The organism is Nakamurella flavida, assembly GCF_030811475.1.
Lineage (GTDB): Bacteria > Actinomycetota > Actinomycetes > Mycobacteriales > Nakamurellaceae > Nakamurella > Nakamurella flavida.
The window spans coordinates 2,885,133-2,911,342 of the sequence record NZ_JAUSQV010000001.1; the positions used below are offsets into that span (position 1 = coordinate 2,885,133).

General features: G+C 72.4%; 23 protein-coding genes. 13 read left to right on the forward strand and 10 right to left on the reverse strand.

All coding sequences use genetic code 11. The annotated features are described in order from the left end of the window. Nucleotide 1: 1 nt before the first annotated feature. Entirely contained in the window at nt 2-1,348 is a 1,347-nt protein-coding gene (locus J2S58_RS12750; protein ID WP_205256753.1) for a glycosyltransferase 87 family protein, read from the reverse strand. A gap of 538 nt (nt 1,349-1,886) precedes the next feature. On the opposite strand from J2S58_RS12750, the gene bar reads away from it, so the two are divergent. Next, nucleotides 1,887-3,020 carry a barbiturase gene (gene bar, locus J2S58_RS12755; protein ID WP_344470411.1) on the forward strand — a complete coding sequence of 378 codons (1,134 nt, stop codon included), beginning with the start codon at nt 1,887-1,889 and terminating at the stop codon, nt 3,018-3,020. A 219-nt stretch (nt 3,021-3,239) separates the two neighbouring features. On the opposite strand, the gene trmB is transcribed toward bar, so the two are convergent. The 3 genes from trmB to J2S58_RS12770 form a co-directional block, all read right to left on the reverse strand. Continuing rightward, nucleotides 3,240-3,959 (reverse strand): tRNA (guanosine(46)-N7)-methyltransferase TrmB, encoded by a 720-nt coding sequence (trmB, locus tag J2S58_RS12760; protein WP_306828462.1) that lies wholly within the window; start codon nt 3,957-3,959, stop codon nt 3,240-3,242. Between the two features lie 62 nt (nt 3,960-4,021). Next, a complete protein-coding gene (aroQ, locus tag J2S58_RS12765) occupies nt 4,022-4,696 on the reverse strand; it encodes a gamma subclass chorismate mutase AroQ (RefSeq protein ID WP_205256751.1) in 675 nt (224 codons plus the stop codon). 51 nt (nt 4,697-4,747) lie between these two features. After that, nucleotides 4,748-5,209 carry a TIGR03618 family F420-dependent PPOX class oxidoreductase gene (locus J2S58_RS12770; RefSeq protein ID WP_205256750.1) on the reverse strand — a complete coding sequence of 154 codons (462 nt, stop codon included), beginning with the start codon at nt 5,207-5,209 and terminating at the stop codon, nt 4,748-4,750. 101 nt (nt 5,210-5,310) lie between these two features. Between J2S58_RS12770 and J2S58_RS12775 the strand changes: the two genes are divergently transcribed. Further along, the gene (locus J2S58_RS12775; protein WP_205256747.1) at nt 5,311-5,871 is read left to right on the forward strand and encodes an alpha/beta hydrolase family protein; all 561 of its coding nucleotides are present in this window, start codon (nt 5,311-5,313) and stop codon (nt 5,869-5,871) included. A 69-nt stretch (nt 5,872-5,940) separates the two neighbouring features. Here the strand turns inward: J2S58_RS12775 and J2S58_RS12780 are convergent, their stop codons facing one another. Both J2S58_RS12780 and J2S58_RS12785 read right to left on the reverse strand, forming a co-directional pair. After that, nucleotides 5,941-6,684 (reverse strand): ABC transporter permease, encoded by a 744-nt coding sequence (locus J2S58_RS12780; protein WP_205256743.1) that lies wholly within the window; start codon nt 6,682-6,684, stop codon nt 5,941-5,943. Further along, nucleotides 6,681-7,640: an ABC transporter ATP-binding protein gene (locus tag J2S58_RS12785; RefSeq protein ID WP_205256742.1), complete on the reverse strand. Its 960-nt coding sequence runs from the start codon at nt 7,638-7,640 to the stop codon at nt 6,681-6,683. The genes J2S58_RS12780 and J2S58_RS12785 overlap by 4 nt, the downstream gene beginning before the upstream one ends. A gap of 260 nt (nt 7,641-7,900) precedes the next feature. Here J2S58_RS12785 and J2S58_RS12790 point away from each other — a divergent pair, with 260 nt between their 5' ends. Beyond that, nucleotides 7,901-8,425, forward strand: coding sequence for a TspO/MBR family protein (locus tag J2S58_RS12790; protein ID WP_205256741.1), 525 nt, complete (start codon nt 7,901-7,903; stop codon nt 8,423-8,425). Nucleotides 8,426-8,450: 25 nt separating this feature from the next. Here the strand turns inward: J2S58_RS12790 and J2S58_RS12795 are convergent, their stop codons facing one another. Beyond that, nucleotides 8,451-9,491, reverse strand: coding sequence for an NAD(P)-dependent alcohol dehydrogenase (locus J2S58_RS12795; RefSeq protein ID WP_205256740.1), 1,041 nt, complete (start codon nt 9,489-9,491; stop codon nt 8,451-8,453). Nucleotides 9,492-9,604: 113 nt separating this feature from the next. Then, nucleotides 9,605-10,378, reverse strand: coding sequence for a DeoR/GlpR family DNA-binding transcription regulator (locus tag J2S58_RS12800; protein ID WP_205256739.1), 774 nt, complete (start codon nt 10,376-10,378; stop codon nt 9,605-9,607). A gap of 697 nt (nt 10,379-11,075) precedes the next feature. Here J2S58_RS12800 and J2S58_RS12805 point away from each other — a divergent pair. Then, a complete protein-coding gene (locus tag J2S58_RS12805) occupies nt 11,076-12,992 on the forward strand; it encodes a phosphoenolpyruvate carboxykinase (GTP) (RefSeq protein WP_205256738.1) in 1,917 nt (638 codons plus the stop codon). Between the two features lie 126 nt (nt 12,993-13,118). Beyond that, entirely contained in the window at nt 13,119-14,306 is a 1,188-nt protein-coding gene (locus J2S58_RS12810) for a GGDEF domain-containing protein (protein WP_205256737.1), read from the forward strand. Nucleotides 14,307-14,370: 64 nt separating this feature from the next. Here the strand turns inward: J2S58_RS12810 and J2S58_RS12815 are convergent, their stop codons facing one another. Beyond that, entirely contained in the window at nt 14,371-15,117 is a 747-nt protein-coding gene (locus J2S58_RS12815) for an SRPBCC family protein (RefSeq protein WP_205256736.1), read from the reverse strand. A 365-nt stretch (nt 15,118-15,482) separates the two neighbouring features. Here J2S58_RS12815 and J2S58_RS12820 point away from each other — a divergent pair, with 365 nt between their 5' ends. From J2S58_RS12820 to J2S58_RS12850, 7 genes are all read left to right on the forward strand, one after another. Then, nucleotides 15,483-16,829 (forward strand): thiamine pyrophosphate-dependent dehydrogenase E1 component subunit alpha, encoded by a 1,347-nt coding sequence (locus tag J2S58_RS12820; protein ID WP_306828472.1) that lies wholly within the window; start codon nt 15,483-15,485, stop codon nt 16,827-16,829. Nucleotides 16,830-16,936: 107 nt separating this feature from the next. Next, entirely contained in the window at nt 16,937-17,863 is a 927-nt protein-coding gene (locus tag J2S58_RS12825; RefSeq protein ID WP_240188911.1) for an alpha-ketoacid dehydrogenase subunit beta, read from the forward strand. Between the two features lie 112 nt (nt 17,864-17,975). Then, a complete protein-coding gene (locus tag J2S58_RS12830) occupies nt 17,976-19,400 on the forward strand; it encodes a dihydrolipoamide acetyltransferase family protein (RefSeq protein WP_205256955.1) in 1,425 nt (474 codons plus the stop codon). Between the two features lie 207 nt (nt 19,401-19,607). After that, nucleotides 19,608-19,757: a hypothetical protein gene (locus J2S58_RS12835; protein WP_205256733.1), complete on the forward strand. Its 150-nt coding sequence runs from the start codon at nt 19,608-19,610 to the stop codon at nt 19,755-19,757. Nucleotides 19,758-20,047: 290 nt separating this feature from the next. Continuing rightward, nucleotides 20,048-21,481, forward strand: a complete 1,434-nt coding sequence (sthA, locus tag J2S58_RS12840; RefSeq protein ID WP_205256732.1) for a Si-specific NAD(P)(+) transhydrogenase — start codon at nt 20,048-20,050, stop codon at nt 21,479-21,481. 17 nt (nt 21,482-21,498) lie between these two features. Beyond that, nucleotides 21,499-22,467 (forward strand): TerD family protein, encoded by a 969-nt coding sequence (locus J2S58_RS12845; protein WP_205256731.1) that lies wholly within the window; start codon nt 21,499-21,501, stop codon nt 22,465-22,467. A gap of 264 nt (nt 22,468-22,731) precedes the next feature. Next, nucleotides 22,732-24,282, forward strand: coding sequence for an amino acid permease (locus J2S58_RS12850; RefSeq protein WP_205256730.1), 1,551 nt, complete (start codon nt 22,732-22,734; stop codon nt 24,280-24,282). A 5-nt stretch (nt 24,283-24,287) separates the two neighbouring features. Here the strand turns inward: J2S58_RS12850 and J2S58_RS12855 are convergent, their stop codons facing one another. Further along, the gene (locus tag J2S58_RS12855; protein WP_205256729.1) at nt 24,288-24,647 is read right to left on the reverse strand and encodes a TraR/DksA family transcriptional regulator; all 360 of its coding nucleotides are present in this window, start codon (nt 24,645-24,647) and stop codon (nt 24,288-24,290) included. 65 nt (nt 24,648-24,712) lie between these two features. On the opposite strand from J2S58_RS12855, the gene J2S58_RS12860 reads away from it, so the two are divergent. Next, nucleotides 24,713-26,206 (forward strand): fused MFS/spermidine synthase, encoded by a 1,494-nt coding sequence (locus tag J2S58_RS12860; protein ID WP_205256728.1) that lies wholly within the window; start codon nt 24,713-24,715, stop codon nt 26,204-26,206. Nucleotides 26,207-26,210: the final 4 nt, after the last annotated feature.

The window sequence follows — 26,210 nt, forward strand, 5'->3', positions numbered from 1 at the left end:
GTCAGTCGGTCGGGGTGCCCCGGGTGCCGGCGGCGACCCGGCGGGAGGACGCGCTGAGGGCGGCCCGCGGGAAGGAGGTCACCGGCAGGACGAACAGCGCGGCCAGCGTCCAGAACATCGGCAGGCTGCCGGCCAGCATGGCCAGCGGCCCGAGACCGGTGTAGTCGACGTCGGGCAGACCCAGCACGATGCGGGTGTCCCAGCCCCAGATGAAGACGCCGGTCGCGACCAGCACGGCAGGACCGATCAGCGGACGGAGCCGGGGCGCGACCGGGCCGCCGGAGCGGACGGCGGCCAGCACGCCGCGAATCAGCGTGCTGCCCAGGATGACCATGGCCGGGAGCACCCAGACGATGTGGTGCGGCCAGCTGACCGGGCTGATCAGCACGCCCACCAGACCGGTCAGGGTGATCGCGGCCAGCACGTCCCCGGCGGCGACCGCGCTGCGGACCCGCCGGTAGCCGGCGACCAGCAGGACGAGCACCAGCAGGCCCCACACCGCGGTGCTGGGCGGCAACGGGGAGGTGAAACGGGCCAGCAGGCCGTTGATCGACTGGTTCGCCGAGCTGCCGAGGAATCCGACGCGGTCGGACTCGAAGAGCAGGGAGGTGTAGAAGCGCCAGGTCTCGGCGGGGGCGACGACGGCGGCGGCCAGGGTCGCGGTCACCGCGGTGCCCAGGGCGACGAGCGCGGCCCGCCACTGCCGGGAGACCAGCAGGTACAGCAGGAAGATGCCCGGGGTCAGCTTGATCGCCATGGCCAGCCCGATCCCGACGCCGGTGAACCGGCTGCCGCGGCGGGCCAGCACCAGCACATCCAGCAGGACGAGCAGCATGAGGAACAGGTTGATCTGTCCGAAGCCGAGCGTCTGGCGCATGGGCTCGAGCAGGAACGCGATCGCGGTGACCACGCCGACGACGGCGACCGTCATGCCGCGGGGGATGATCACGCGCTCGCGCAGGATGAGCAGCACACAGGCGGCGGCGGACAGCACGATGGCCGGCAGGGTGATCGCCTTGACCACCGCGAAGGTGGTGGCGGCCATCGGCGACATCAGCACCGCGGCCAGCGGCGGGTACGTGTAGCCGAGCGAGATGTTCACCGGGTCGAACTGCGAGTAGTCGTAGATGTCGTTGCCGGCGGCCCAGAAGTGCACGGCCCGGAAGTAGATGGCCAGATCGAACTGGTGGTGGTGCGGGCCGACGACCGTGTGCGCCCACAGGTAGACCGCGTAGCCGGCGGTCAGTGCGGGGAGGATCGAGAGGATCACCCGGGCGGCGCGGGGGAGCGCGGTCCACCAGCTCTGCAGGGCGGCTGTCGCCGACGGGGTCCGTTCGATGGTCGTCACGGACTCCATTGTGTCAGGGGGTATTCTCCCGCGGCCTTGCCTTGACCATTCCGAGACGAACGCGGGCTGATGCCCCCGGCCCGTGGCGGCCGCCGCCCGGGACGAATGCCGTCCGGTATTCCGGTGGCTCGTTCCCGGGCCCGCCGATGGCGATGATCTTCTGCGCGTACCCCGATTGCCCTGCACGGCAGAGGATCTCGCCGGTCCGCAGGCGCGGGACGCGGGATGGACAAAGGTAATGGGACGGTCAAGAAAAGGCGTGCTGAACTGTTCCGGGTGCGCTTGGAAGAACACCGCGGATTGATCCCAGGGGGATCACCCGTGAGGGTTCTCACGTCGAGGCAACCCGCGCGCGAGTCGCGCTTGAACCCCGCCCCGTGTCCGACATGGGCGTTTCCGGCTCCGGTCCGGGACCGGCCGGTCGGTGGGGCTCGGCCGCCGCCCCGATCCGGCGCCGCGCGTCCCGGCCTGCCCGGGTGGCTCCCCGCCGGTTATGTTCCACGTTCCCGTCCGTTCAGGAGATCCCATGACGCACGTGCTGCCCCCGGCCATCGAGGTCCGCAAGATCCCCCTGCACTCGGTGTCCGACGCCTCCGAGCTGGCCGCGCTGATCGACGACGGGATCCTGGAGGCGGATCGGGTCGTCGCCGTCATCGGCAAGACCGAGGGCAACGGCGGCGTCAACGACTACACCCGGATCATCGCCGACCGGGCCTTCCGCGAGGTGCTGGTGGCCAGGGGCACCCGGTCGCCCCAGGAGGTCAAGCAGGTCCCGATCGTCTGGTCGGGCGGGACCGACGGCGTCCTGTCCCCGCACGCGACGGTGTTCGCCACCGTGCCGCCGGAGAAGGCGGTACCGAGTGACGAGCCCCGGTTGTCGGTCGGCTTCGCGATGAGCGAGGTGCTGCTGCCGGAGGACATCGGCCGGGTGGCGATGATCGAGAAGGTCGCGGCCGGCGTCCGCGAGGCGATGGCCAGGGCGGGCATCACCGACGTCGCCGACGTGCACTACGTGCAGACCAAGACCCCGCTGCTGACCATCCAGACCATCCGCGACGCCAAGTCCCGCGGGAAGACGGTGTGGACCGAGCACACCCACGAGTCGATGGACCTGTCCAACGGGGCCACCGCCCTGGGTGTCGCCGTCGCCCTGGGCGAGATCGAGATGCCGACCGATGCCGATGTCATGCACGACCGGTCGCTGTTCTCCGCGGTGGCCTCCTGCTCGTCCGGGGTGGAGCTCGACCAGGCGCAGATCGTGGTGGTCGGCAACGTCCGCGGGGTCGGCGGCCGGTACCGGATCGGCCACGGTGTCATGAAGGACGCGCTGGACGCCGACGGCATCTGGTCGGCGATCCGGGACGCCGGGCTCGACCTGCCCGACCGTCCGCACCACACCGACCTGCAGGGGCGGCTGGTCAACGTCTTCCTCAAGTGCGAGGTCAGCCAGGACGGGCAGGTCCGCGGCCGCCGCAACGCCATGCTGGACGACTCCGACGTGCACTGGCACCGGCAGATCAAGGCCTGCGTCGGCGGGGTCACCGCGTCGGTCACGGGCGATCCGGCCGCTTTCGTGTCGGTGTCCGCCGCGCACCAGGGTCCGGACGGCGGTGGCCCGGTGGCTGCCATCGTGGATCTGGGCGACGAGCCCACCGGCTACCCGCGGCCCTGAGCCCCGGACAGCGGAAGACCCCCGGCGCGGTGCGCCGAGGGTCTCCGCGGGGTACTGCCGTGGTGCCGGCGGGAGGAATCGAACCTCCCGCATCGCCCGTGCTCGACTGCCACGCCGGAGCGTCGTCTGCTGGTGTCTCCACCGTCGCATCCAGGGCCGGCAGGAGTGTCAACCGTGGCCGGGTCGGAAGTATTCCGCCGGTTCCGGGGCCGATGACCCTCAGCGCCGGAGGAACTCCAGGTCGTGGATGTCCCGGCCGTCGGCCAGGCCGCGGCGCTCGAACCGGGTGCGGGGGCGGAAGTCGGGGCGCGGGGCCCAGCCCGGGTGGGCGTTGCGCAGGTGCTTGCCGCCGGAACCCACGGCCAGCATCTGCTCGGCGTAGGGCGCCCAGTCGGTGGCGGCCCGGAACACTCCGCCGCGGCTGAGCCGGGAGGCCACCAGAGCGGCGAACTCGGCGGTGAACAGTCGGCGCTTGAGGTGCTTGGTCTTGGGCCACGGGTCGGGGAAGAACATCCAGGCCTCGGCGAGCGACGCCGGTGCGATCAGGTCCGTGAGCACCTGGACGGCGTCCCCGCGCACCACCCGGAGGTTGTCGACGCCGGCGCGCGCCGCGTGATGGAGGGTCTGCGCCACCCCCGGTTTGTAGACCTCGACGGCGATCAGGTTGATCTCCGGTCGGGCCGCGGCCATGGCCGCCGTGGATTCGCCCATGCCCGACCCGATCTCGACCACCAGCGGCGCCGACCGGTCGAACAGCGCCACCAGGTCCGCCGGGCCGGCCAGGTCGGCCGACTCCCGGAACCACCGGGCACCGTGCGCCTCGAAGGCCCGTCGCTGCACGTCGTTCAGCCGGCCGCCGCGGGGATGGAAGCTGACCACCCGGCGGAAGTGCGCGGGCATCCCGTCGTCGACCGAGCCGCTCAGGCGTGTGTCCTGCACCCGGTGAGGGTACGGGGCCGGCGGGGTGCTCCCGGCCGGTTCGGCGGCCGCCGGGACGGGGTTCACCGGGTCGTGCAGAGCTCCGCGGTGGCGGTGGGCAGCGCCCGCAGCTCGGCCGGCTCGGTGATGGCGGTGATCAGCCGGTCCAGCGCGGCGTCGAGGTCGGCCCGGCAGGTGGGTTCGGCCAGCTCGGGCTCGGCGGACCGCAGAGCGGCCAGCAGCTCGTCGCTGTGGGTCGCGATGCGGCCGCGGACGGCGGTGAGGTCGGGGACGTCGACGGGCAGCACGGCCGGGTCCGCCGACCACCGGTCGTACAGAGCCTGCTGCACCTGCTTGCTGGCGTCGATCTGCGCCCGGAACACCCGCTCGGCCACGTCGGGATCGATCCCCAGGGCCGTTGCCTGTTGCCGGACCGCGGCCAGCACCCGGTTCTCCTGATCCGGGTCGGTGATCGCCTGCCGGCCGTTGGCCCACTTGGCCCGGGCCACGTCGTCCGCGACGGACAGCCGGGCCGCGACGGCGTCCAGCACGGCGGTGAGCGATCCGCCGGGGACGGCCGTTCCCCCGGGGTCCGGAGCGGTGCCGGGGCCGGACGGGATGACGGCGAACGTGGTGATGCCGACGGTGGCGGCCTGCGGGGTGGCCGGCACGGGTGGGGCGCCGGCGCACCCGGCGATCAGGACGCCGATGACCAGCGCGGACAGCGGCGTCCACCCGACACGTTCCGGTCGGCTCATCACTCTCCCCTCGTCGAGGTCGGCATCCGTCGCGAGTGCGGACAGGGTGGGTCAGGCGAGGCGGGCCGGGAACCCGCCGGTGGCGACGGGGGACCAGCGGTCCGGGGTGACCCGGATCAGGCACTTGCCCTGGTCGGTCATGGCCTGCCGGTAGGCATCCCAGTCGGAGTGCTCACCGGAGATGTTCCGGAAGTACTCGACCAGCGGCTCGACGGCCTCGGGGAGGTCCAGCACCTCGACGGGCCCGTCGACCTGGACCCACGCACCGCCGAAGTCGTCGGACAGCACCAGGACCGAGGCCCGCTCCGCCCGGCGGGCGTTCCTGGCCTTGGCCCGCTCCGGGTAACTGGCGATGACGATGCGGCCGGCGTCGTCCACGCCTCCGGTGACCGGGGAGGACTGCACGGAGCCGCCGCGCTTCCCGACGATCAGCACCATGTCGTGCCGGGGCCGGACGAAGGCGAGCAGCTCCGCGCGGTCGACGTCGGTCGTGGTCGCGATGGTGCGGGGCATGGTTCTCCTGGGGGATGTGCGGACGGGGTGCGGGACGGACGCCGTCATCATTGTGCGAGATGGTGGGCGGTGTCCGGGTGCGCCGGGGCGAGGGGGTCGGGATGGGTCACGACGTGGGCGGGCTGCTGCTCACCCCGGGGGCGAGCGCGGGCCGGGACCACCACACGCTGGTCGCGGTGGAGCAGGCGGTGGCCCCGCTGCCGGTGGAGCGCCTGGACTTCCCGAACCGGATCGCGGGTCGACGGGCACCGGACAAGGCGCCGGTGGCCGTCGCGCACCTGGTCGAACGGGCCGGGGTGTTCGCCGCCGGGTTGGGCATCCCGGCGGATGCCCTGCTGCTCGGCGGCCGGTCGTTCGGCGGCCGGGTGTGCTCGCTGGCCGTGGCGCAGGGGCTGCCGGCCCGCGGGCTCGTGCTGCTGAGCTATCCCCTGCACCCACCCGGCAAGCCGGATGCGTTACGCACCGAGCACTTCCCGGCCCTGGATCTGCCCGTGCTCTTCGTGTCCGGCCGGCGCGACCCGTTCGGCAGCCCCGACGAGTTCGCCGCGCACGTCGGCGCCATCCCGGGTCCGGTCACCCAGGTGTGGCTGCCCGGGGGGCACGCCCCGACCGGCGACGCGGCCGTCGCCGCCGCGGTGGTGGACTGGCTCGGCTCGCTCTGACCCGCCCGGACACGCCACCGGCGGCGACCCCGCTGCGGGGACCGCCGCCGGTGGGCGGGGCGGGACGGCTCAGGCGTCGCGGCGCTGCAACAGCACCAGTGCGAGCACCCACAGCACGACGGCGGAGCCGACGAAGACCAGCAGGCCCTGGATCGGGGTCGGTCCGTTCGTGGGTCCGAAGGGGCTGGTGCTGCCGCCGGAGACGAAGGCGTTGGCCGCGCTGAACGGCAGCCACGGCTGCACCTTGGGACCGATGGTCGGGATCAGCGAGAACAGCTGCTCGGCCAGGAACGGCCACAGCAGCACGATGGCGATGGCGCCGGCCGACTGCCGGACCATGGTCGCCACGGCCACGGCGATGATCGCGCCGACGGCGAGCAGCACACCGTGTCCCAGGACGATGCGGTAGTCCGCGCCGGTGCTCAACTGCAGGTCGGTGCTGGCATCGCCGGCCAGGGTCTTGGTCAGGGAGTAGGCGGCCAGGCCGCCGACCACCCCGACCACGCCACCGAGCACGGCCAGCAGCACCGTCTTGGCGATCAGCACCTTGGGCCGCTGGGGTACGGCCAGGAACGTGCTGCGGATGGTGCCGAAGCGGTACTCGGTGGTGACGGCCAGGGCGGCCAGCACCATGAAGATCGGCAGACCGAGGTTGAAGCCGAGCTGCGAGACGGAGGTGCTGGCCTGCCGACCGCCGTCGACGCTGCCGAAGATGACGGCGAAGCCGAGCACGGCGACGAACACCGCGGCCAGGCACCAGTAGGGCGAGCGGGTGGTGAACAGCTTGATGCGTTCGACGTTGACGAGCGTCATGACGCGACCGTCCTCTCGGTGCCGGTGGGGCCGGGGGTGCTGGTGCCGGAGTACTCGACCGAGTCGCCGGTGAGCTGGATGAACGCGTCCTCCAGCGAGCCGGTCTGCGGGGACAACTCGTGCAGGACGACGCCGTGGGACGCGGCCAGATCGCCGATCCGCTCGATGGGCGTCCCGAAGGCGGTCAGCGCGCCGCCGGGCCCGGTCGGCCCGTCGCTGTCGGTGGTCCGGATGCCCGCCGCGGCGAGCGCGGTCCGCAGCTCGGCCAGTTGCGGCGAGCGGACCTTGACCGAGGCTTCGGTGGCCTGGGAGATGAAGTCGGCGGTGGACTGGTCGGCGATGAGCCGGCCCCGGCCGATGACGAGCAGGTGGTCCGCGGTCAGGGCCATCTCGGAGAGCAGGTGCGAGGACACCAGCACCGTCCGGCCCTGCGAGGCGAGGTTCTTCATGAACGTCCGGATCCAGTGGATGCCTTCGGGGTCCAGGCCGTTGACCGGCTCGTCGAAGAGCAGCACCTCGGGATCGCCGAGCAGCGCGCCGGCCAGGCCGAGCCGCTGCTTCATGCCCAGCGAGAACTTCCCGGCGGACTTGCCGGCCACGGCCGTGAGCCCGACGAGCTCGAGCACCTCGTCCACCCGGGCCCTGGGCAGCTTGTTGGACGCGGCCAGGAAGGCCAGGTGGGCCCGCGCCGAACGGTTGGGATGGATCCAGGTCGCGTCGAGCAGGGCGCCGACCTTGGTCAGCGGGCTGACCAGGGAGGCGTAGGGCTGACCGTTGATCAGCGCCTGCCCGCGGGTCGGGACGTCCAGTCCCAGGATCATCCGCATGGTGGTCGACTTGCCGGCCCCGTTGGGGCCGAGGAACCCGGTCACGGTGCCGGGTCGCACGGAGAAGGTCAGGTCGTCGACGGCCACGGTGCGGCCGTAGGCCTTGGTCAGGCCTCTCACTTCGATCATCGGGCGGGCTCCTGTCGGGGCACTGGGGCGGGGCGGGCGTACTGGTGGGTACGGGCGGTGTGGGCGGGGGCCGGAACGGGTGCGGTCGTCCGGGTCCCACCGTTCCGGTCACCGGCACGGCTGTCATCCCCGACGCGCCCTGAGATCCCCCGGATACGACCCTGAGACGGCCCCACCTGCCCCCGCTTCGTCGCCGAGGATAACGCTCGGTAGTCGGTAGGGAACAGGCCGTTCATGCTCAGCAGGCTTACCATTGACGGATGACCGCCACCCTGACCCCGCCGACCGTCGACCGCCACGCCCGCGAGGGCCGCCAGTGGGGGGTGCTGCTGGGGCTGCTGGCCGCGTCCGGGCTGGTCGCCTTCCTCGGCGGGCTGGCCAGCGTCAGCGGCGTCGACGGCTGGTACGCCCAGGCCGACAAGCCGGCGTGGACCCCGCCGAACTGGGTGTTCGGCCCGGTCTGGACCGTGCTGTACGTCCTCATGGCGGTGGCCGCCTGGCTGGTCTGGCGGCGGTGGGGGCTGTCCGGGCCGACCGGCGCCAGGGTCGCGCTGTCGCTCTACGCGCTGCAGCTCGTGCTCAACGGACTGTGGACGCCGGCCTTCTTCGGGGCCGAGCTCCTCGAGCTCGGCGCGGTGATCATCATCGCGTTGGACGTCGTGCTGGTGCTGACGGTGGCGGAGTTCTGGCGCCGCCACCGCCTCGCCGCGGTCCTGTTGCTGCCCTACCTGGCGTGGTGCCTCTACGCGACCAGCCTGAACATCGGCATCGCCCTGCTGAACTGAGCGCGGCCGGACCGCCCCGGGTGGGTCACGGCCCCGGGCGGACGATGGCCTTGAGGCTGTCGGGGTCCAGATCGCTCTCCAGGGCCTGGGCGGCGTGGTCCAGGTCGAAGCGCCCGGTGACCAGGGAGTCCAGGTCGACCAGCCCGGCGGACACGAGATGGATGGCCGCGGGCCAGGTGTCGGTGTACCGGAAGATCCCGGTGACGGTGACCTCGAAGTTCTGGATGTGCTCGATCGGGAGCGACATCTCCGTCGAGCCGAGTCCGACCAGCACCGCGACCCCGCCGGGTCGGACGGCCCGGATGCCGCTGAACACCGCCCGCGCAGCGCCGCTCGCGTCGACGAAGGCGTTCACGTCCAGGCCGGCGGTGGCCACGTCCGTCTCGCGGGGGTCCAGCACGCGGGTCGCGCCGTAGCGCAGTGCCCGTTCGCGCCGCTCCGGGACGAGGTCGGACACGATGATCTCGGCGGCACCGAACGCGCGGGCCGTCTGCGCGCAGATGATGCCGATCGGCCCGGCGCCGGCGATCAGGATGCTGGATCCGGGCGCGACGCGGGCCTTGCGCATGGTGGTGATGGCCACGGACAACGGTTCGAGCAGGGCGGCGGCCTCGTCGGACATCGAGTCCGGGACGCGGTGGGCGTACTCGTCACGGATGACGCAGTACCGGGCGAAGGCGCCGTCGATCGGCGGGGTGGCGTAGAACTCCATCCGGCGGCACAGGTTGTACTGCCCGGCCCGGCATTCCCGGCAGGACCGGCACGGCTTCTGGGGCTCGACCGCGACCCGCTCGCCGATCCGGGAGTCGGCCACGTCGGCCCCGACCGCGACGATCCGCCCGGACAGCTCGTGCCCCAGGATCAGCGGCGCGTCCACCACGAAGTCGCCGATCCGGCCGTGCCGGAAGTAGTGCGTGTCCGAGCCGCACACGCCGACCGCGGCGACCTCGATCAGCACCTCGTCGGCGGCGTACGCGGGGGTCGGGACCTCCTTCACGGAGAGCGCCTGCTGACCGGTGAGCACGGCGGCCCGCATGGTGGGCGGGATGGCGGTCGTCTGGGTCATGGTCGGCCTCTCGTCGTGGCGTGCCGCCGGTGGGGGCGGATGGGTGGGCGGGCGGGCGGGTGTGGACGGCGTCCGGACCAGGGTGGCCCCCCACGGCCGGCTCCGCTCGGCGGTCAGGCGCGGATCACGTCCGGCCCCAGGGCGGAGTACCGGGCGGCGTCGACGCTGCGCAGGCCGCGGTCGGTGACCAGGACCTGGAAGTCCCCGACATCGGCGAACCGGGCGAAGCTGTCGATGCCGAACTTGGTGTGCACGCCCACGAACATCCGGCGTCGGGTGCGGGCGATCACCCGCGCCTTCAGTGCGGACACGGCCGGGTCCGGGGTGGTCAGGCCGCGATCCAGCGAGATCCCGTTGGTGCCGAGTACGGCCAGGTCCAGGACGAGGTCGTCGAGCATGGCGTTGGCCCACGGGCCGGCGGTGCTCAGGGTCTGTGCGCGGACGCCACCGCCGAGGACGATCACGGTGTGCCCGGCCGCCTGGGCCAGCGCCCCGGCCACCGAGATGGACGGGGTGATGACCGTGAGCGGCCGGTCCACCCGGGCCAGTCGCTGGGCGACGAGCAGGGGGGTGAACCCGTCGTCGAGGAAGAGTGATTGGGCCACGCCGATCCGGTCGACGGCCGCCTCGGCGATCCGCTGCTTCTCACCGACCAGGTGGGTGGACCGGAACGCCAGGGTGGTCTCGAAGCCGGCGCCGTCGAGCGGGTAGGCGGCGCCGTGGCTGCGGCGCACCAGTCCCTGGGCCTCCAGCACGGTCAGGTCGCGGCGGATGGTCTCCTGCGCGACCCCCAGCCGGTCGGCCAGGTCGGCGACCTCGATGCGGCCCTCGGCGCGGGTGGCGAGCACGATGCCGCGGCGTCGTTCGGCGTTCACCGTCCGGCTCATCGCCACCGCCCTCCCGTCCGGATGTCCCGCGAGCGGCCGATCGCCCCCTCGCGTCCCTCCAGCATCGTGCTGTTCCTGCCCGGGTCACAGTCGGATCTGCTCCGCAGAAGACCCGTTCCTCGCCCGATCTGCCCGTGCCCCCACATCCGCGCGCCGGATGTCCGCCCGGGCCGCCGACCGGCCCGGGAACATTATTTCTACAATCCTCGTGACCAGGTCTGCCGGAGTTGTTCCCGGTGAAATGTGCTCCGCATTCCCGGTCTTTTTCTCCCGCATTCGGACGGCGGACGTGCCCTGCGGGTGTGCGGCGGGGAGTGGATGCGTCGGCATCGGGGCGGTCGGCCGGGCCGGCGCCGCCACGGGGGGTCGTCCGCGCTGGTGAAACGATTGCATTGAACGAACCCCCTCGTCCGTGGACCTTTTCCACCGTCGTTCCCCAGGACTCGACATTTCTCGACACGGGGTGGTGCACCCCACAGCGCGAAGGCGCTTCTTTCACGATTCTGTGCCCCGGCCCACAGCTTTCCGGGCCCTTTTCCGGTGTCGAGGTGGTTAACGTCCTGCCTCATTCCTCGCCCCGACGCGGGGCGTGCACCGAGCCCCGGACGGCCCGCCGTCCGGGCCCGCCACCGCACCGCAGCTCGCCCGAATCCCGTCCGGGAGGGGGCGCGACGCGGCCCGACCCTGGAGATGACGCATGACCGCCGTCCTCGAACCTGCCGCGACCGTCCGTTCCCTGCCCGTTTCGGCCGCCCCGGTCCCGAGCCCGACGGGGGCGGCCGGCAGATCCCCGGCCCCGTCCGGGGCGCCGGTCGCCCCCGAGCTGCTGCGGTGGATCGGCGAGGTGGCCGCGTTGACCCGGCCGGACCGCATCCACTTCGTCACCGGCACCGATGCGGAGTTCGCCGAGCTGACCGACGCGCTGGTCGCCGCGGGCACCTTCACCCGGCTGACCGGCAAGCCGAACTCCTTCCACGTGGTGTCCGACCCGTCCGACGTCGCCCGGGTCGAGGACCGCACCTTCATCTGCTCGGAGCGCGAACGGGACGCCGGCCCCACCAACAACTGGCGGGACCCGGCCGCGATGAAGGCCGAGATGACGGAGCTGTACCGGGGCTGCATGCGGGGTCGCACCCTGTACGTGGTGCCGTTCTGCATGGGGCCGCTGGATGCGGCCAAGCCGCGGCTGGGGGTGGAGATCACCGACTCCGCGTACGTCGTCACCTCCATGCGGGTGATGACCCGGATCGGCACCGGCGCACTGGATCTCATCAACACCGGGCTGCCCTGGGTCAAGGCGCTGCACTCGGTCGGCGCTCCGGTCGAACCGGGCACGACCGACGCGGTGTGGCCGTGCAACGACACGAAGTACATCGTCCACTTCCCCGAGGAGCGGGCGATCTGGTCGTTCGGGTCCGGGTACGGCGGGAACGCCCTGCTGGGCAAGAAGTGCTACTCCCTGCGGATCGCCTCGGCGATGGCCCGGGACGAGGGCTGGCTCGCCGAGCACATGCTCATCCTCAAGCTGACCTCGCCGTCCGACGTCGTCCACTACGTCGCCGCCGCGTTCCCGAGCGCCTGCGGCAAGACCAACCTGGCCATGCTCGAGCCGACCATCCCCGGGTGGCGGGTGGAGACCCTCGGCGACGACATCGCCTGGATGGAGTTCGGCGCGGACGGCCGGCTGTACGCGACGAATCCGGAGTTCGGCCTGTTCGGGGTGGCTCCGGGCACCGGGTGGGACACCAACCCCAACGCGATGCGTGCCATCGCCGCCGGCAACTCGGTCTTCACCAACGTCGCCCTCACCGACGACGGCGACGTCTGGTGGGAAGGGATGACGCCGGAACCGCCGGCCCACCTGACGGACTGGCAGGGTCGGGAGTGGACGCCCAGTGGGCTGGCCGCGGACGGCAGTGTGCTGGCCAGCGCCGGGCAGCCCGCCGCGCACCCCAACTCCCGCTTCTGCACCCCGATCACCCAGTGCCCGACCCTGGCCGCCGAGTACCACGAGCCGAGGGGTGTGCCCATCTCGGCGATCCTGTTCGGCGGTCGGCGGAAGACCACGGTGCCGCTCGTGCTGCAGGCCCGGGACTGGCAGCACGGCGTCTTCCTGGGCGCGACCATCGCCAGCGAGACCACGGCCGCGGCCACCGGTGCGGTCGGCGTTGTCCGTCGTGACCCGATGGCGATGCTGCCGTTCATCGGCTACGACGCCGGCGACTACCTCCAGCACTGGCTCGACCTGGCACGGGCCCCGGGTCGGCGCATGCCCGCGGTGTTCTCGGTGAACTGGTTCCGGCGCGACGCCGACGGCGGGTTCCTGTGGCCCGGTTTCGGCGAGAACGCCCGGGTGCTCAAGTGGGTGGTCGAACGGCTCGAGGGCACCGCCCCCGCCGTCCGCACGCCCATCGGTGACGTGCCGGTGCCCGGCGGGCTCGATCTCGACGGCGTGGAGGTGACCCCGGAGCAACTCACCCGGGCACTCGCCGTCGACGGGCAGGAGTGGAAGCGTGAACTTCCGCTCATCCAGGAGTGGCTCGACAGCCTCGGAACGACGGTCCCGGCTGCGCTGCGCGACGAGCTCGACGGATTGCGCGAGCGGCTGGGCTGACCCGGGCGGGCCCCGGGGCGGTCATCCTGGCGAAGGGTGACCGTCCGGGCGGGCCCTGCTCGGCCATACGTTGCTGAAAGTGATTCTTTCTTACGCAGAGTGGTCGATCAACTCTAGGATGGACCCATGACGGCCCGTCGAACGTCCCCGGTGATCGGTCCCGGCCTGCTCGTCGAGGGGCGCCGCCGCCGGGACGACGCGGAGACACTCGAGGACGACGCCCTGGTGGTGGACGACGGCCTGATCCCCGCCTGCGGGGTCGGGTCGGTCATCTTCGCCCTCATCGCCGTGGCCATGTTCGGCTTCGACGCGACGCCGGGGGCCCTCCCGGCCGGTGTCCTGGCCGTGCTGACCTGCCTCGGCATGGCCCTGTGCTGGTGGCGGCTGGGCCGCTACCCGGACGGCTGGCTGCGCCGGCACTCGCCGCTCGTCGGTCTGGTCTTCGGCATGGTGCTGTGCGCCAATCCGCTGCTCTACATGGTCGCGACCCGGGTGACCTGGCCGCCGATCGGCATCATCCTGTCCGTCATCGCCGTGGGTGCCCTGCTGCCCGGCCGGTTCGGCTCGCTCGCCGTGGTGACACTGGCCGTGGGGGGCTGGATCGCCTGCGCCGCGGCGTTCGGTGTCCCGGTCCCCGCCACGGAGTTCGCGCTCGCGGTGGTGAAGACCCTGGCCCTGGCCGTCCTGCTGCACCTGGCCTGGTCGCGGACCCGGCGGCGGCTGCACGCGGCCAACCGGCTGGTGACCCAGATGGCGGTGACCGACTCCCTCACCGGGCTGGTCAACCACCGCGGCTTCCAGGTCGCCGGCGAGCAGGCCATCCGGCGGACGGCGGCCCGGTCCACCGCGGTCAGCGTGCTGTTCGTCGACGTCGACGGGCTGAAGGAGACCAACGACCGACGGGGTCACGCCGCGGGCGACGAGGTCCTCCGGCTGGTCGCCCGGGCGCTTCGGGAATCCGTCCGGGACTGGGACGTGGTCGCCCGGCTCGGCGGTGACGAGTTCGCGGTCATCCTGGAGGACTGCAGCGTGAACGAACTGCGGAACGTGGCCGACCGGCTCACCGCGGCGATGCGCGCCGGCTCGGTGAGCGCCAGCGTGGGTCGGGCCACCAGCACCGCCGGGGCGGGCCCGGCCGACTTCAGTGCGTTGGTGCACGCCGCCGACGAGGACATGTACGCGCACAAGACCGCTCGCCGGGCCGCCGCCGGGCGGACCGTGGACATCGGCACCGCCCCGAGCGGGGCCGCCGCAACGCCCCCGCCCAGCCCGACGGTGTCCGTCACTGCGGTGGTCGCCCCCGCCGTGGCCTGACCGGCAGCAGCTGCAGTTCACACCGGACCCGGCACCCGGTCTGCGCCGGGTCCTGGCGGGCGCGTCACTCCTCCGGCTGGGTCTTCCGGCGGCGGACCAGCTTGCTGATCAGGATCAGCCCGACCACCCCGGCCAGGACGGGGACGACCCGCCGCAGCACCGGCACGCCGGCCGTGCCGAGCAGGTCGATGGGCTCGGGCTCGGCCGTGGGCACGCGGTGCGCCTGCACCGGGGCGGGAGCAGCCGGGCGGTCCTGCGCGGCCTGGGCGGCCTGTGCCTCCTGAACGGCTTCCCGCTCGTCGGCGACGACCTCGGCGGCGACCTCGTCGGGATCGACGACGTCCACCAGCTCGGCGCCGCCGGCCTCCTTGCCGACCAGCTTGGTGGACACGCAGTCGGCGAACTGGGAGATCATCTTGTTGCTGACCTCGACCATCACCCCGCGCCCGAACTGGGCCGGCCGGCCGGTGATGGACAGGGTGGTGACCAGGTCGACCGCGGTGCGGTTGGGGGCCAGGGCGGTGGCCGTGGCGCTGACCAGCATGGCTGCGGTGGACGAACCGCCGGCGTTGCCGGTCGCCTCGATCCGGGCCCGGTGCGCGATCGGGTCCTTCTCGACGATGGTGCCGTGACCCTTGTAGGTCAGCCGGATGGGGCCGAGCTTGATCTTCACCGTGCCGCTGAACTCGGCGCCGTCGACCTTGTCGACCGTGGCCCCGGGGAAGCACCCGCCCACCTGCTCCATGTCGGCCAGGGTGGCGAAGGCCTTCTCGATCCCGACCGGGACCTCGAACCGGTGTTCCAGCTCCACGACGAACCTCCACTGAACGGTGTGCGGGCGGTGCGGGCGACCGGCGGCGGTCGAGGGGGACCGCGCCTGCCCGGGGCCCGATCGTAGGCGCCCGCCCCGACGGCGGCACCGGCAACCGCCGGGGGGCCGCCGATCGCCACCGCGGCGCGCCCCGGCGGTGATCGATCCGGCACCCTCCGCGGACCGGTCGCTCCGACGCGCGCATGCCCTCCCACCAGGCACGACCGACCGTCGACCGTCCGACTGTCGGACGTGGCCCAGGTCACCACGGTGGTCGCATCCGTGCCAGTATCGAGGGTCGGACCCCCGTGCGGACGAGCGATGCGGCAGCGCGGACGGGCCCGGTGCCGGACGGAGGAGGGCCTGTGCAGGAGTCGGACCAGCGGGAACAGCATCCTGAGCGACGCGAACGATCTGGTGCGGCATCCGGCGGACCGGAGCAGGACCCGCCGACCACCGCCCGCGACGCCGCCGCCCAGGGTGCGGCCGGCACCGCCGCCCACCCCACGCCCGAGCAGGTCGTCGCCGGCCTCCGGGCCACCAGCGAGGGCCCGGACCTCGTCGAGCTGCTGTCCCCGGAGGGCGTGTTCACCCCGCATCCGGACTACCCGCTGGAGGTCACCGCCGAGCTGCTGCAGGGCCTCTACCGGGACATGGTGCTGGTCCGCCGGTTCGACCGGGAGGGCAACGCCCTGCAGCGCCAGGGCCAGCTGTCGCTCTGGGCGCCGCTGCTGGGTCAGGAGGCCGCGCAGATCGGTGCGGGGCGGGCCCTGCGGCCCACCGACATGGCCTTCCCCTCCTACCGCGAGCACGGTGTCGCCTGGTGCCGCGGCATCGACCCGGCCCAGTTGCTCGGCATCTTCCGCGGTACCGACCAGTGCGGCTGGGATCCGGCGGCCACCCGGTTCAACGGCTACGCGATCGTCATCGGCAACCAGGTGCTGAACGCCGTCGGTTACGCGATGGGCCAGCGGCTGGACGGCGCGGTCGGCGGCGCCGGCAACTCGGCGAGTGCCGCCGGTGCCGGGGCCGACGGTCCTGATGGTGCCGACGGCCCCGAGGGTGTCGACGGGTCCGAGGCCACCATCGCGTTCTTCGGGGACGGCGCGACCAGCCAGGGCGACGTGCACGAGGCCATGGTGTTCGGCGCCGTGTTCGACGCCCCGGTCGTCTTCTACTGCCAGAACAACCAATGGGCCATCTCCGAGCCGGTGGAGAAGCAGTCCCGGGTGCCGCTGTACCGACGGGCGCACGGGTACGGCTTCCCCGGGGTGCGGGTGGACGGCAACGACGTGCTGGCCTGTCTCGCGGTCACCCGGTGGGCGCTGCAGGAGTGCCGCAGTGGCAACGGCCCGGTCATGATCGAGGCGTTCACCTACCGGATGGACGCGCACACCACCTCCGACGACCCGACCCGGTACCGGTTGGCCGACGAGGAGGAGGCCTGGAAGCTGCTCGACCCCATCGAGCGGGTCCGGGTGCACCTCACCCGCGAGGGCCTGGCCGACGCGGCCTTCTTCGAGCGCGTCGCCCAGGACGCCGACGAGCTCGCGGCCCATTTCCGGGCCGCCTGCTACGCCCTGGACAGTCCCGGCCCGGACCGGCTGTTCAGCCACGTCTACAGCGGTGAGCACGAGCAGACCCGGCGGCAGCACGCGGAGCAGATCGGGTACCTGGCGTCCTTCCAGGAGCCGGCGGAGTCGGGCCGATGAGCACGGGTGGAGCGACGGTGGCGGGACAGACGGGTTCGAGCGGTCGGGACCGGGACGAGCAGCGCACGACACTGGCCAAGGCCCTCAACCTGGCCCTGCGGTCGTCCATGGAACTCGACAGCTCGGTGCTGATCATGGGCGAGGACGTCGGCCGGCTGGGCGGGGTGTTCCGGGTGACCGAGGGCCTGCAGAAGGACTTCGGCGAGAACCGGGTGATCGACACCCCGCTGGCCGAGTCCGGCATCATCGGCACCGCCGTCGGGTTGGCCATGCGGGGCTACCGGCCGGTGACCGAGATCCAGTTCGACGGGTTCGTCTTCCCCGGGTTCGACCAGATCATCAGCCAGGTCGCCAAGGTGACCTACCGCTCGCAGGGCGCGTTCTCGATGCCGATGGTCATCCGCATCCCGTTCGGCGGGGGCATCGGCGCGGTCGAGCACCACTCCGAGTCCCCGGAGTCGCTGTTCTGCCACATCGCCGGGCTGCGCGTGGTGGCCTGCTCCACGCCGCAGGACGCCTACGACATGCTCCGCGAGGCCATCGCCTGCGACGACCCGGTGGTGTTCTTCGAGCCCAAGCGCCGCTACTGGGAGAAGGGCCCGGTCGACATCGGCACGCCGCCGCAGGGGTCGACGTTCTCCAGTGTCGTGCGCCGGCCGGGCACCGATGTCACCGTGGTGACGTACGGGCCGAGTGTCGCCGTGGCGCTGGCCGCGGCGGAGGCGGCGGCCACCGAGGGCCGGTCCCTGGAGGTCATCGACCTGCGCACGCTCTCTCCGCTGGACCTGGACCCGGTGCTGGAGTCCGTCCGGCGGACCGGACGGGCCGTGGTCGTCACCGAGGCCCCACGGGAGTCCTCGATCAGCGCCGACGTCGCCGCCCGGATCACCGAGGAGGCGTTCTACTCGCTGGCCGCGCCCGTCCAGCGGGTGGCCGGGTACGACGTCCCGTATCCGCCGAGCAAGGCCGAGCATCATTACCTCCCGGACCTGGACAAGGTGCTCGACGCCGTCGATCGCACCTACGCGTTCTGACCGGTCGGGCGGCACCGCAACAGGCAGTACACGAGCAGGAGGAGTACCGGTGAGCACGGCGACGGAGAACGGGACGACCCGCGGTCAGGACCCGGCGGTGCACATCTTCGCCATGCCCGACGTGGGGGAGGGGCTGACCGAGGCCGAGGTGCTGTCCTGGCGGGTCGAGCCCGGTGACGTGGTCACCGTCAACCAGATCCTGGTGGAGATCGAGACGGCGAAGGCCGCCGTGGAGCTGCCCTCGCCGTTCGCCGGCCGGATCGACGCCCTGCTCGTGCCGACCGGCGAGCTGATCCCGGTGGGCACCCCGATCATCGCGATCCGGACGGGTCCGGACGCCGGCGCCGACCCGGGGACGGACGGGGTGGCTCCGGCGGCCGCGGAGTCCCTGTCCAGCGAGTACACCGTCCGGCCGGACGACACGGCCGGCGCGAAGATCGGCGAGACGATGGCCGACGGCCGGATCGCCACGCTGGTCGGCTATCTGACCCCGTCCGGCGGGGCCACCCGTCGCGCGCGCCGGCCGGTGGCCGGTGCCGTGCCCCCGGCCGCGCCGGCGCCCGTCCCTCCGGCCACTCCGGAGCCGGTGACGCCGACCGCGCCGGACGCCGGTGCCCGCGCCCCGCTGGCCACCCCGCCGGTGCGCAAACTGGCCAAGGAGCTGGGCGTCGACCTGGCCGATGTGGTCGCCGAGCGGCCCGACGGGGTGATCAGCCGCGCCGAGGTGCACGCCGCCGCGGCCGCCCACGCGGCGCTGGAGGCGGCCGCCACCACGGTGGAGAACCCGCCGGCCGATCCCCGGCTGCCCGCACTGCGCAACCCCGACTACGACCCGGCCACCCGGGAGTCGCGGGTGCCGATCCGCGGTATCCGGCGCGCCACGGCCACCGCCGTCACCCAGTCCGCCTTCACCGCACCGCATGTCACCGAGTTCGTCGCGGTGGACGTGACGCCGATGATGGAGCTCCGGGAGCGGTTGCGGAAGCGACCGGAGTACGCCCGGATCAAGCTGACGCCGCTGGCCTTCGTGGCCCGCGCCGTGTGCCTGGCCGTCCGCCGCACGCCGGAGGTCAATGCGACCTGGGACGAGGACACCCAGGAGATCGTCTACAAGCAGTACGTCAACCTGGGTATCGCGGCGGCGACCAACCGCGGGCTGATCGTGCCCAAGGTGCGCGACGCGGACCGGTTGGACCTGCTCGGGCTGGCCACCGCGTTCGGCGAGCTGACCGAGACGGCCCGCGCCGGGCGGACGACTCCGGCAATGCTCGCCGGCGGCACGTTCACCATCACCAACGTGGGCGTGCTGGGCGTCGACTCCGGCACGCCCATCCTCAATCCGGGGGAGTCGGCCATCCTGGCCCTCGGGTCGATCAAGGACGCCCCGTGGGTCGTGGACGGCGCCCTGGCCGTGCGGAAGGTCTGCCATCTCGCGTTGTCCTTCGACCACCGCATCGTCGACGGTCAGCAGGGTTCGCAGTTCCTGGCCGACGTGGCGGCGCTGCTGGCCGACCCGGGCCTGGCCATCACCTTCTGACCACACATCCGCGGTCGTGCGCCGATGAATCCAGTTCCGATTGCCAGCCTGACCGGACGATCAGCGGCGTGTGCGGCAGGTCACCGGCGGAACAGGCATACTTTCGGCCGCTCGCACGTCATACAGGGTGTGGCGCCCACCGGCGTCCGACCGTTCTCCACCGCAACACCCTGCAGTGGGCAAGTGCAGCAGCAAAGGATCGCCATCATGTCTTCCCTGCGTCAGACCGTCAGCCGCCGTCGCGAGATCCGCCGCACCCGCCGTGCGCTGGACCGGGCCATGGACAGCTCGTTCTCCCCGGCGCAGCGCGGCGAGCTGGCCCAGTTCGCCCAGCGCCGCTCGCTCGAGATCCGCTGATCTCACGTTCCGTGGTGTGAACTTCACTCGTCAGATCCCTTCGCGTCTGTAACGACCGCCGGGGGGAGGACGACGAACCAGACGACTCCGGACTACCGCCAGACCCCCGACCTGGCGGCCGTCCGGAGTCATCTGCGTCTCCGGGGCGAACGCCCCGCTCTCGACCCGCGGTTCACCACCGGGGGTCGCCCTGCGCGGGAAGTTCACCCTCCGGTGACCCGCTGCGCCTGCGCGTGCGGGATGATTCGCCGCACCGCGAGCCCGGCGTGCCGGGAGGGGAGTGTGCGCTCATGGACAGCTACGACCTGGTGGTCATCGGTTCGGGCCCGGCGGGACAGAAGGCGGCCATCGCCGCGGCCAAGCTGGGTCGCCGCGCGGCCGTGGTGGAGCGTCGGGACATGGTCGGCGGCGTGTGCATCAACACCGGCACCATCCCGTCGAAGACGATGCGCGAAGCGGTGCTCTACCTGACCGGACTCAGCCAGCGGGAGCTCTACGGCCAGTCCTACCGCGTCAAGAACGACATCACCGTCGCCGACCTCTCCGCCCGCACCCAGCACGTCATCGCGCGGGAGATCGACGTCATCCGCAACCAGCTTTCCCGCAACCACGTCGCCCTGCTGCCGGGCACGGCCACCTTCCTGGACCCGCACACCCTCAAGGTGGCCGACGACAACGGCGACCACCGCGAGGTACGGGCCGACAAGATCGTCATCGCCGTGGGTACCCGCCCGGCCCGCCCGGCCAGCGTCGACTTCGACGGCGCCACCATCATGGATTCCGACCAGATCCTCGGGATGGCCCACGTCCCCACCTCGATGGTGGTGGTCGGCGCCGGTGTCATCGGGATCGAATACGCCTCCATGTTCGCCGCGCTGGGCACCAAGGTGACCGTGGTCGAGAAGCGGTCGAGCATGCTGGACTTCTGCGACCGGGAGATCGTCGAGGCCCTGCAGTACCAGCTCCGCGATCTCGCCGTGACGTTCCGGTTCTCCGAGTCGGTCAAGGAGGTGCAGCGGCACCCGGCCGGCACGGTCACCCTGCTCGAATCGGGCAAGCGCATCCCCGCCGACACGGTGCTGTACTCCGCCGGCCGGCAGGGGGTCACCGACGCCCTGGACATGCCGGCGGCCGGACTGTCCGCGGGGGAACGTGGCCGTATCGAGGTCAACGAGCACTTCCAGACCGAGGTCGGCCACATCTACGCCGTGGGTGACGTCATCGGGTTCCCGGCCCTGGCGGCCACGTCGATGGAACAGGGCCGCCGCGCCAGCTACCACGCGTTCGGCGAGTCGGTCGGCGGCAAGCTGGGCGACCTGCAGCCCATCGGCATCTACACGATCCCCGAGATCAGCTACGTGGGGCGGACCGAGGAGCAGCTCACCGGCGAGAACGTGCCGTTCGAGGTCGGGGTGTCCCGGTACCGGGAACTGGCCCGCGGCGCCATCCTCGGTGACTCCTACGGCATGCTCAAGCTGCTGGTGCACGCCGAGTCCCGAGAACTGTTGGGCGTGCACGTGTTCGGCACCAACGCCACCGAGCTCGTGCACATCGGGCAGACGGTGATGGGGTGCGGCGGCACCGTCGACTACCTGGTGGACGCGGTGTTCAACTACCCGACGCTCGCCGAGTCGTACAAGGTCGCGGCGCTGGACGCGGTGAACAAGATGCGGGCCATCGCCAAGGTGACCCAGACCGGGGACTACCGGCCGCTGCCGGAGTGAGGGACGGGAGTGGGGACATGACGCAGCTGACCAAGGGGGCGAACGCGCCGCTGTCCGACGGCCCGGTCGAGATCACCGTGTCCGGCGCCCGTCGTGGTGCGGTGGACGTGCTGGCCTTCCAGATCACCGCGGCCGGAACGGTGCGCAGCGACGCCGATCTCGTGTTCTTCAACCAGCCCACCTCGCCCGAGGGTGCGGTGAGACTGCTCGACGGGCAACGGTTGTCGATCGATCCGGCCCGCGTGCCCGCGGCCGTGGAGACGATCGCGGTGTGCGTGGCGGTGGACGACGGCGTGGCCGGCCCGCTGACCGCGCAGGGAGAGCTGTCCGTCCGGGTGGACCAGCGCTCCGGTGTGCCGGTCACCGCGTCGGCGTCCGGCCTGACCACGGAACGGGCCGCCGTCCTGGTGGAGGTCTACCGCCGGGGCGGCACCTGGAAGGTGCGCAGCGTGTCGGCCGGCTGGACGCAGGGCACGGCCGCGCTGGCCCGGGAGTACGGCGTGGACGTCGACGAACCGGCAGCCCCGGCCACCACGACCGGGCCCGCCGCTGCTCCACGGGCCGTACCCCCGTCGGGCGCGCCCGCGCCGACCGGGTACTCCCGGCCGGCACCGCCGACCGCGCCCACCCCGCCCGCCGTGACCGGGTACTCCCGGCCGGCACCGCCGACCGCGCCCGCACCGGCCGGGTACTCCCGGCCGGGCGGCCCGACCTCCCCGGGCGCACCGCCCCCGGGGTACGGCGCCCGTCCCGCGGACCGGACACCCGCCGCCCCGCACCGCCCCGGCCCGCCGCCCGGCGACCGACTGCCGCAGCCGGGGGGCTTCCCGCCGCCCGGCGGATCCCTGCCCGCACCGCACGACCCGGCCGCCCTGCCCCGACTGATCGGCGGCTTCCCGCCGCCCGGTGGCGATGCGCCGCCCGCCCCGCGGGACCGGGTGCCGGCCCTGGTCGGCGGGTTCCCGCCCCCCGGCAGCACCGGCTGACCTCCTCGACGGGCGCTGTTCCCGGGTAGGGCCCGGGCGGGTGCGCCTCCGCACCCTCGGCGCCGGGACGGTGGCCGGACGGCCGTCCCGGGTGAACCGGCGGTGAGCGGTCCCGGGACTCCCGTTGCCGCCGTCGCGGTCGGGTCGCACACTGTGCCGATGTCGTCACCATGATCACGGCGCGGTCGCCCGTCCCGGGCCGCCGCGGGGTCCCCACCCGTCGACGGCCCACGCCCCCGCCCCGCCGCCGTCAGGATCCTGCCCATGGCCACGCACGACACCCCACCGCCGGTCGACCGCACGCCCCCGGCCGGGCCCGATCCGGGCCGGTTCGCCGAGGAGGAGGCCGGGTACCACAAGGGGCTGAAGTCGCGGCAGATCCAGATGATCGCCATCGGCGGCGCCATCGGCACCGGGTTGTTCCTGGGCGCGGGCGGGCGACTGAACCAGGCCGGCCCCGCGCTGGTGTTCATTTACGCGCTGTGCGGGTTCTTCGCGTTCCTGGTGCTGCGGGCCATGGGCGAGCTGGTGCTGCACCGGCCGTCGTCGGGGTCGTTCGTGTCCTACGCGCGGGAGTTCTTCGGCGAGAAGGCCGCGTACACCGCCGGTTGGATGTACTGGCTGAACTGGGCGATGACCTCCATCGTCGACGTCACCGCGGTCGCGCTGTACATGAAGTTCTTCGGGCAGTACTCCACGTTCATCGACTCCGTGCCGCAGTGGGTGTGGGCGCTGGTGGCCCTGGTCATCGTGCTCGGGCTGAACCTGGTGTCGGTCAAGGTGTTCGGCGAGATGGAGTTCTGGTTCGCGCTGATCAAGGTGGTCGCGCTGGTCGCCTTCCTGCTGGTGGGCATCTACTTCGTGATCTTCGGGACGCCGGTCGACGGGCAGCAGGTCGGGTTCAGCCTGATCACCGACAACGGCGGCTGGCTGCCGAACGGCCTCGTCCCGGCGATCGTGATCATCCAGGGCGTGGTGTTCGCCTACGCGGCCATCGAGCTGGTCGGGACGACGGCGGGGGAGACGGAGAACCCCGAGAAGGTCATGCCCAAGGCGATCAACACGGTCATCTGGCGGATCGCGGTGTTCTACGTCGGGTCGGTGCTGCTGCTCTCGCTGCTGCTGCCGTACACGGCCTACCGGGCGGGCGAGTCCCCGTTCGTCACGTTCTTCTCCTCGATCGGCGTCGACAGCATCGGCGTGATCATGAATCTCGTGGTGCTGACCGCCGCGCTGTCCTCGCTGAACGCGGGGCTCTACTCCACCGGCCGCATCCTGCACTCGATGGCCAAGGCCGGGTCCGCACCGCAGTTCGCGGCGCGGATGAACCGGGCCGGGGTGCCGTACGGCGGCATCGCTCTGACCGCGGTGGTCACCCTGCTCGGCGTCGGGTTGAACGCGATCGTCCCGGCGGAGGCGTTCGAGATCGTCCTGAACGTCGCGTCGCTGGGCATCCTGAGCAGTTGGGCGACCATCGTGCTGTGCCAGCTCAAGCTGTTCTCGTGGTCGAAGCAGGGGCGACTGGAACGCCCCTCGTTCCGCCTGTTCGGTTCCCCGTACACCGGCTGGTTGACGCTGCTCTTCCTCGGCGCGGTGCTCGTCCTCATCGCCTTCGACTACCCCATCGGCACGTACACGATCGCCTCGCTGGTGATCATCGTGCCGCTGCTGGTCTTCGGCTGGTTCCGTTGCCGCGACCGGATCACCGCCATCGCGCAGGAGCGTTCCGGCTACACCGGGGCGTTCCCGGTGGTGGCCGCGCGGCCGCTCGCCGACGAGAAGGGGCGCACCCGGAAGGACCGCGACCGCGATTGAGCAGGTCAGGGCTTGCCGGCGCACCGCACGCAGCGGGTGGCGGTGGGCATGATCTCCAGTCGGCCCGGCGCGATCGGCTCACCGCAGCGGCGGCAGCTGCCGTAGCGGCCGGCGTCCAGATCGGCCAGGGCCTCGTCGACGTCGCGGACCCGTTGCCGGGCGGCGGTGTGCAGGCCGTCCACCCGGAACCACTCCCCGGACAGCGGCGCGCCCTCCGGGTCGTGCTCGTCGTCGTCGGACCGGTCCAGCCGCAGCCGCCGGATCTCCTGCAGCGCCCGGTGGGTGTCGTCGGACTCCGCGACGAGATCGGCCCGCAGCTGCAGCAGTCGTGCACGGGGGTCGGTGGTCGGTTCGGGGTCGGACATCCCACCATCATCACCGCGGGGCGCACCCGGGAGTGATCGGGTCCGGCGCTGGGCATACTGCCCGGATGCGACCCTTCCCGGCCGGAGTCCTGGTCTTCGTCACGTCGGCGGCGGTGCTGGTGATGGAGATCCTCGCCGCCCGGCTGCTCGCGCCCTACGTCGGCGTGACGCTGGAGACCTACACCGGCATCATCGGGACGATCCTGGCCGCCATCGCGGTCGGCACCTGGCTGGGTGGCAAGCTCGCCGACCGGCGCCGGCCGCACCTGCTGCTCGGGCCGATCCTGCTGCTGGGCGGCGCGCTGTCGCTGCTCATCGTGCCGATCGTGCGGTTGATCGGCTCGTTGTCCTGGGGGACCGGTCCGGGCGCCGTGGTGCTCCTGGTCGCCATGGCGTTCTTCCTCCCGGCGGCGGTGCTGTCCGCGGTACCGCCCGCGGTGATCAAGATGCAGCTCGCCGATCTGGGCGAGACGGGTCGCACGGTGGGCCGGCTGTCCGCCCTGGGCACGGCCGGGGCCATCGTCGGCACCTTCCTGACCGGGTTCCTGCTGGTGGCCGCCTGGCCCACCACGCCGATCCTCATCGGGGTGGCCGTGGTCGTCCTGGCCATGGGGGTGGCCGTCGAGATCGGGCTGCGCCGCTCGACCCGGCAGACCTTCCCCACCGCGCTGGCGGCCGTCGTCGTGCTGGTGGGTGCGGGCGGCGGGCTGGGGGTCGAGCGGTTGAACGCCGCGCTGGACCCGTGCGAACGGGAGTCGGCCTACTTCTGCGCCCGCGTGGTGCCCGATCTCGCCGGTTGCCCGGACGGGTTGACGCTGTACCTGGACACGCTGCGGCACAGCTGCATCCATCCCGACGACCCGGCCCGGCTGGACTTCTCCTACGCGCGGCTGTTCGCCGACACGCTGGCCGTGGCCGGTCCGGACGACGCCCCGCTGGACGTCGTGCACGTCGGTGGCGGCGGGTTCAGCCTGCCCCGCTACGTCCAGGCCACCCGCCCGGGTTCGACGAACGTCGTCCTGGAGCTGGACCCGACCCTGGTCGAGATCGCCGAGCAGCAGCTGGGTCTGGTCCGCTCGGCCGATCTGCAGGTGCGGGTCGGGGACGCCCGCACGGCCCTGCGGGAGCTGCCCGACTCCTCCGCCGACGTCGTGCTGGGCGACGCCTTCGGCGGGTTGGCCGTGCCCTGGCACCTGACCACCGTCGAGTGGGCTCAGGAGGTCGACCGGGTGATGCGTCCCGACGGGATGTACGTCCTGAACCTCATCGACCACCCGCCGTACCGCTTCGCCCGCGCCGAGCTCGCCACGCTGCGCCAGGTGTTCGGGTCGGTGGCCGTGCTGGGTCCGCCCGACCGGCTCGCCGGGACGACGGGCGGGAACCTGGTGATCGTCGCCGCCCACCGGCCGATCGACGCCGCAGCGCTGCTGGCGGTCAACCGCGCGCGGGGTGGGACCGATGCCGCCCTCGCGGGCGACGACGTCACCGGTTTCGTCGCGGATGCGGCGCCGCTCACCGACGACCACGCGCCCGTCGATCAGCTGCTCCGCCGCTCCTGAGTCC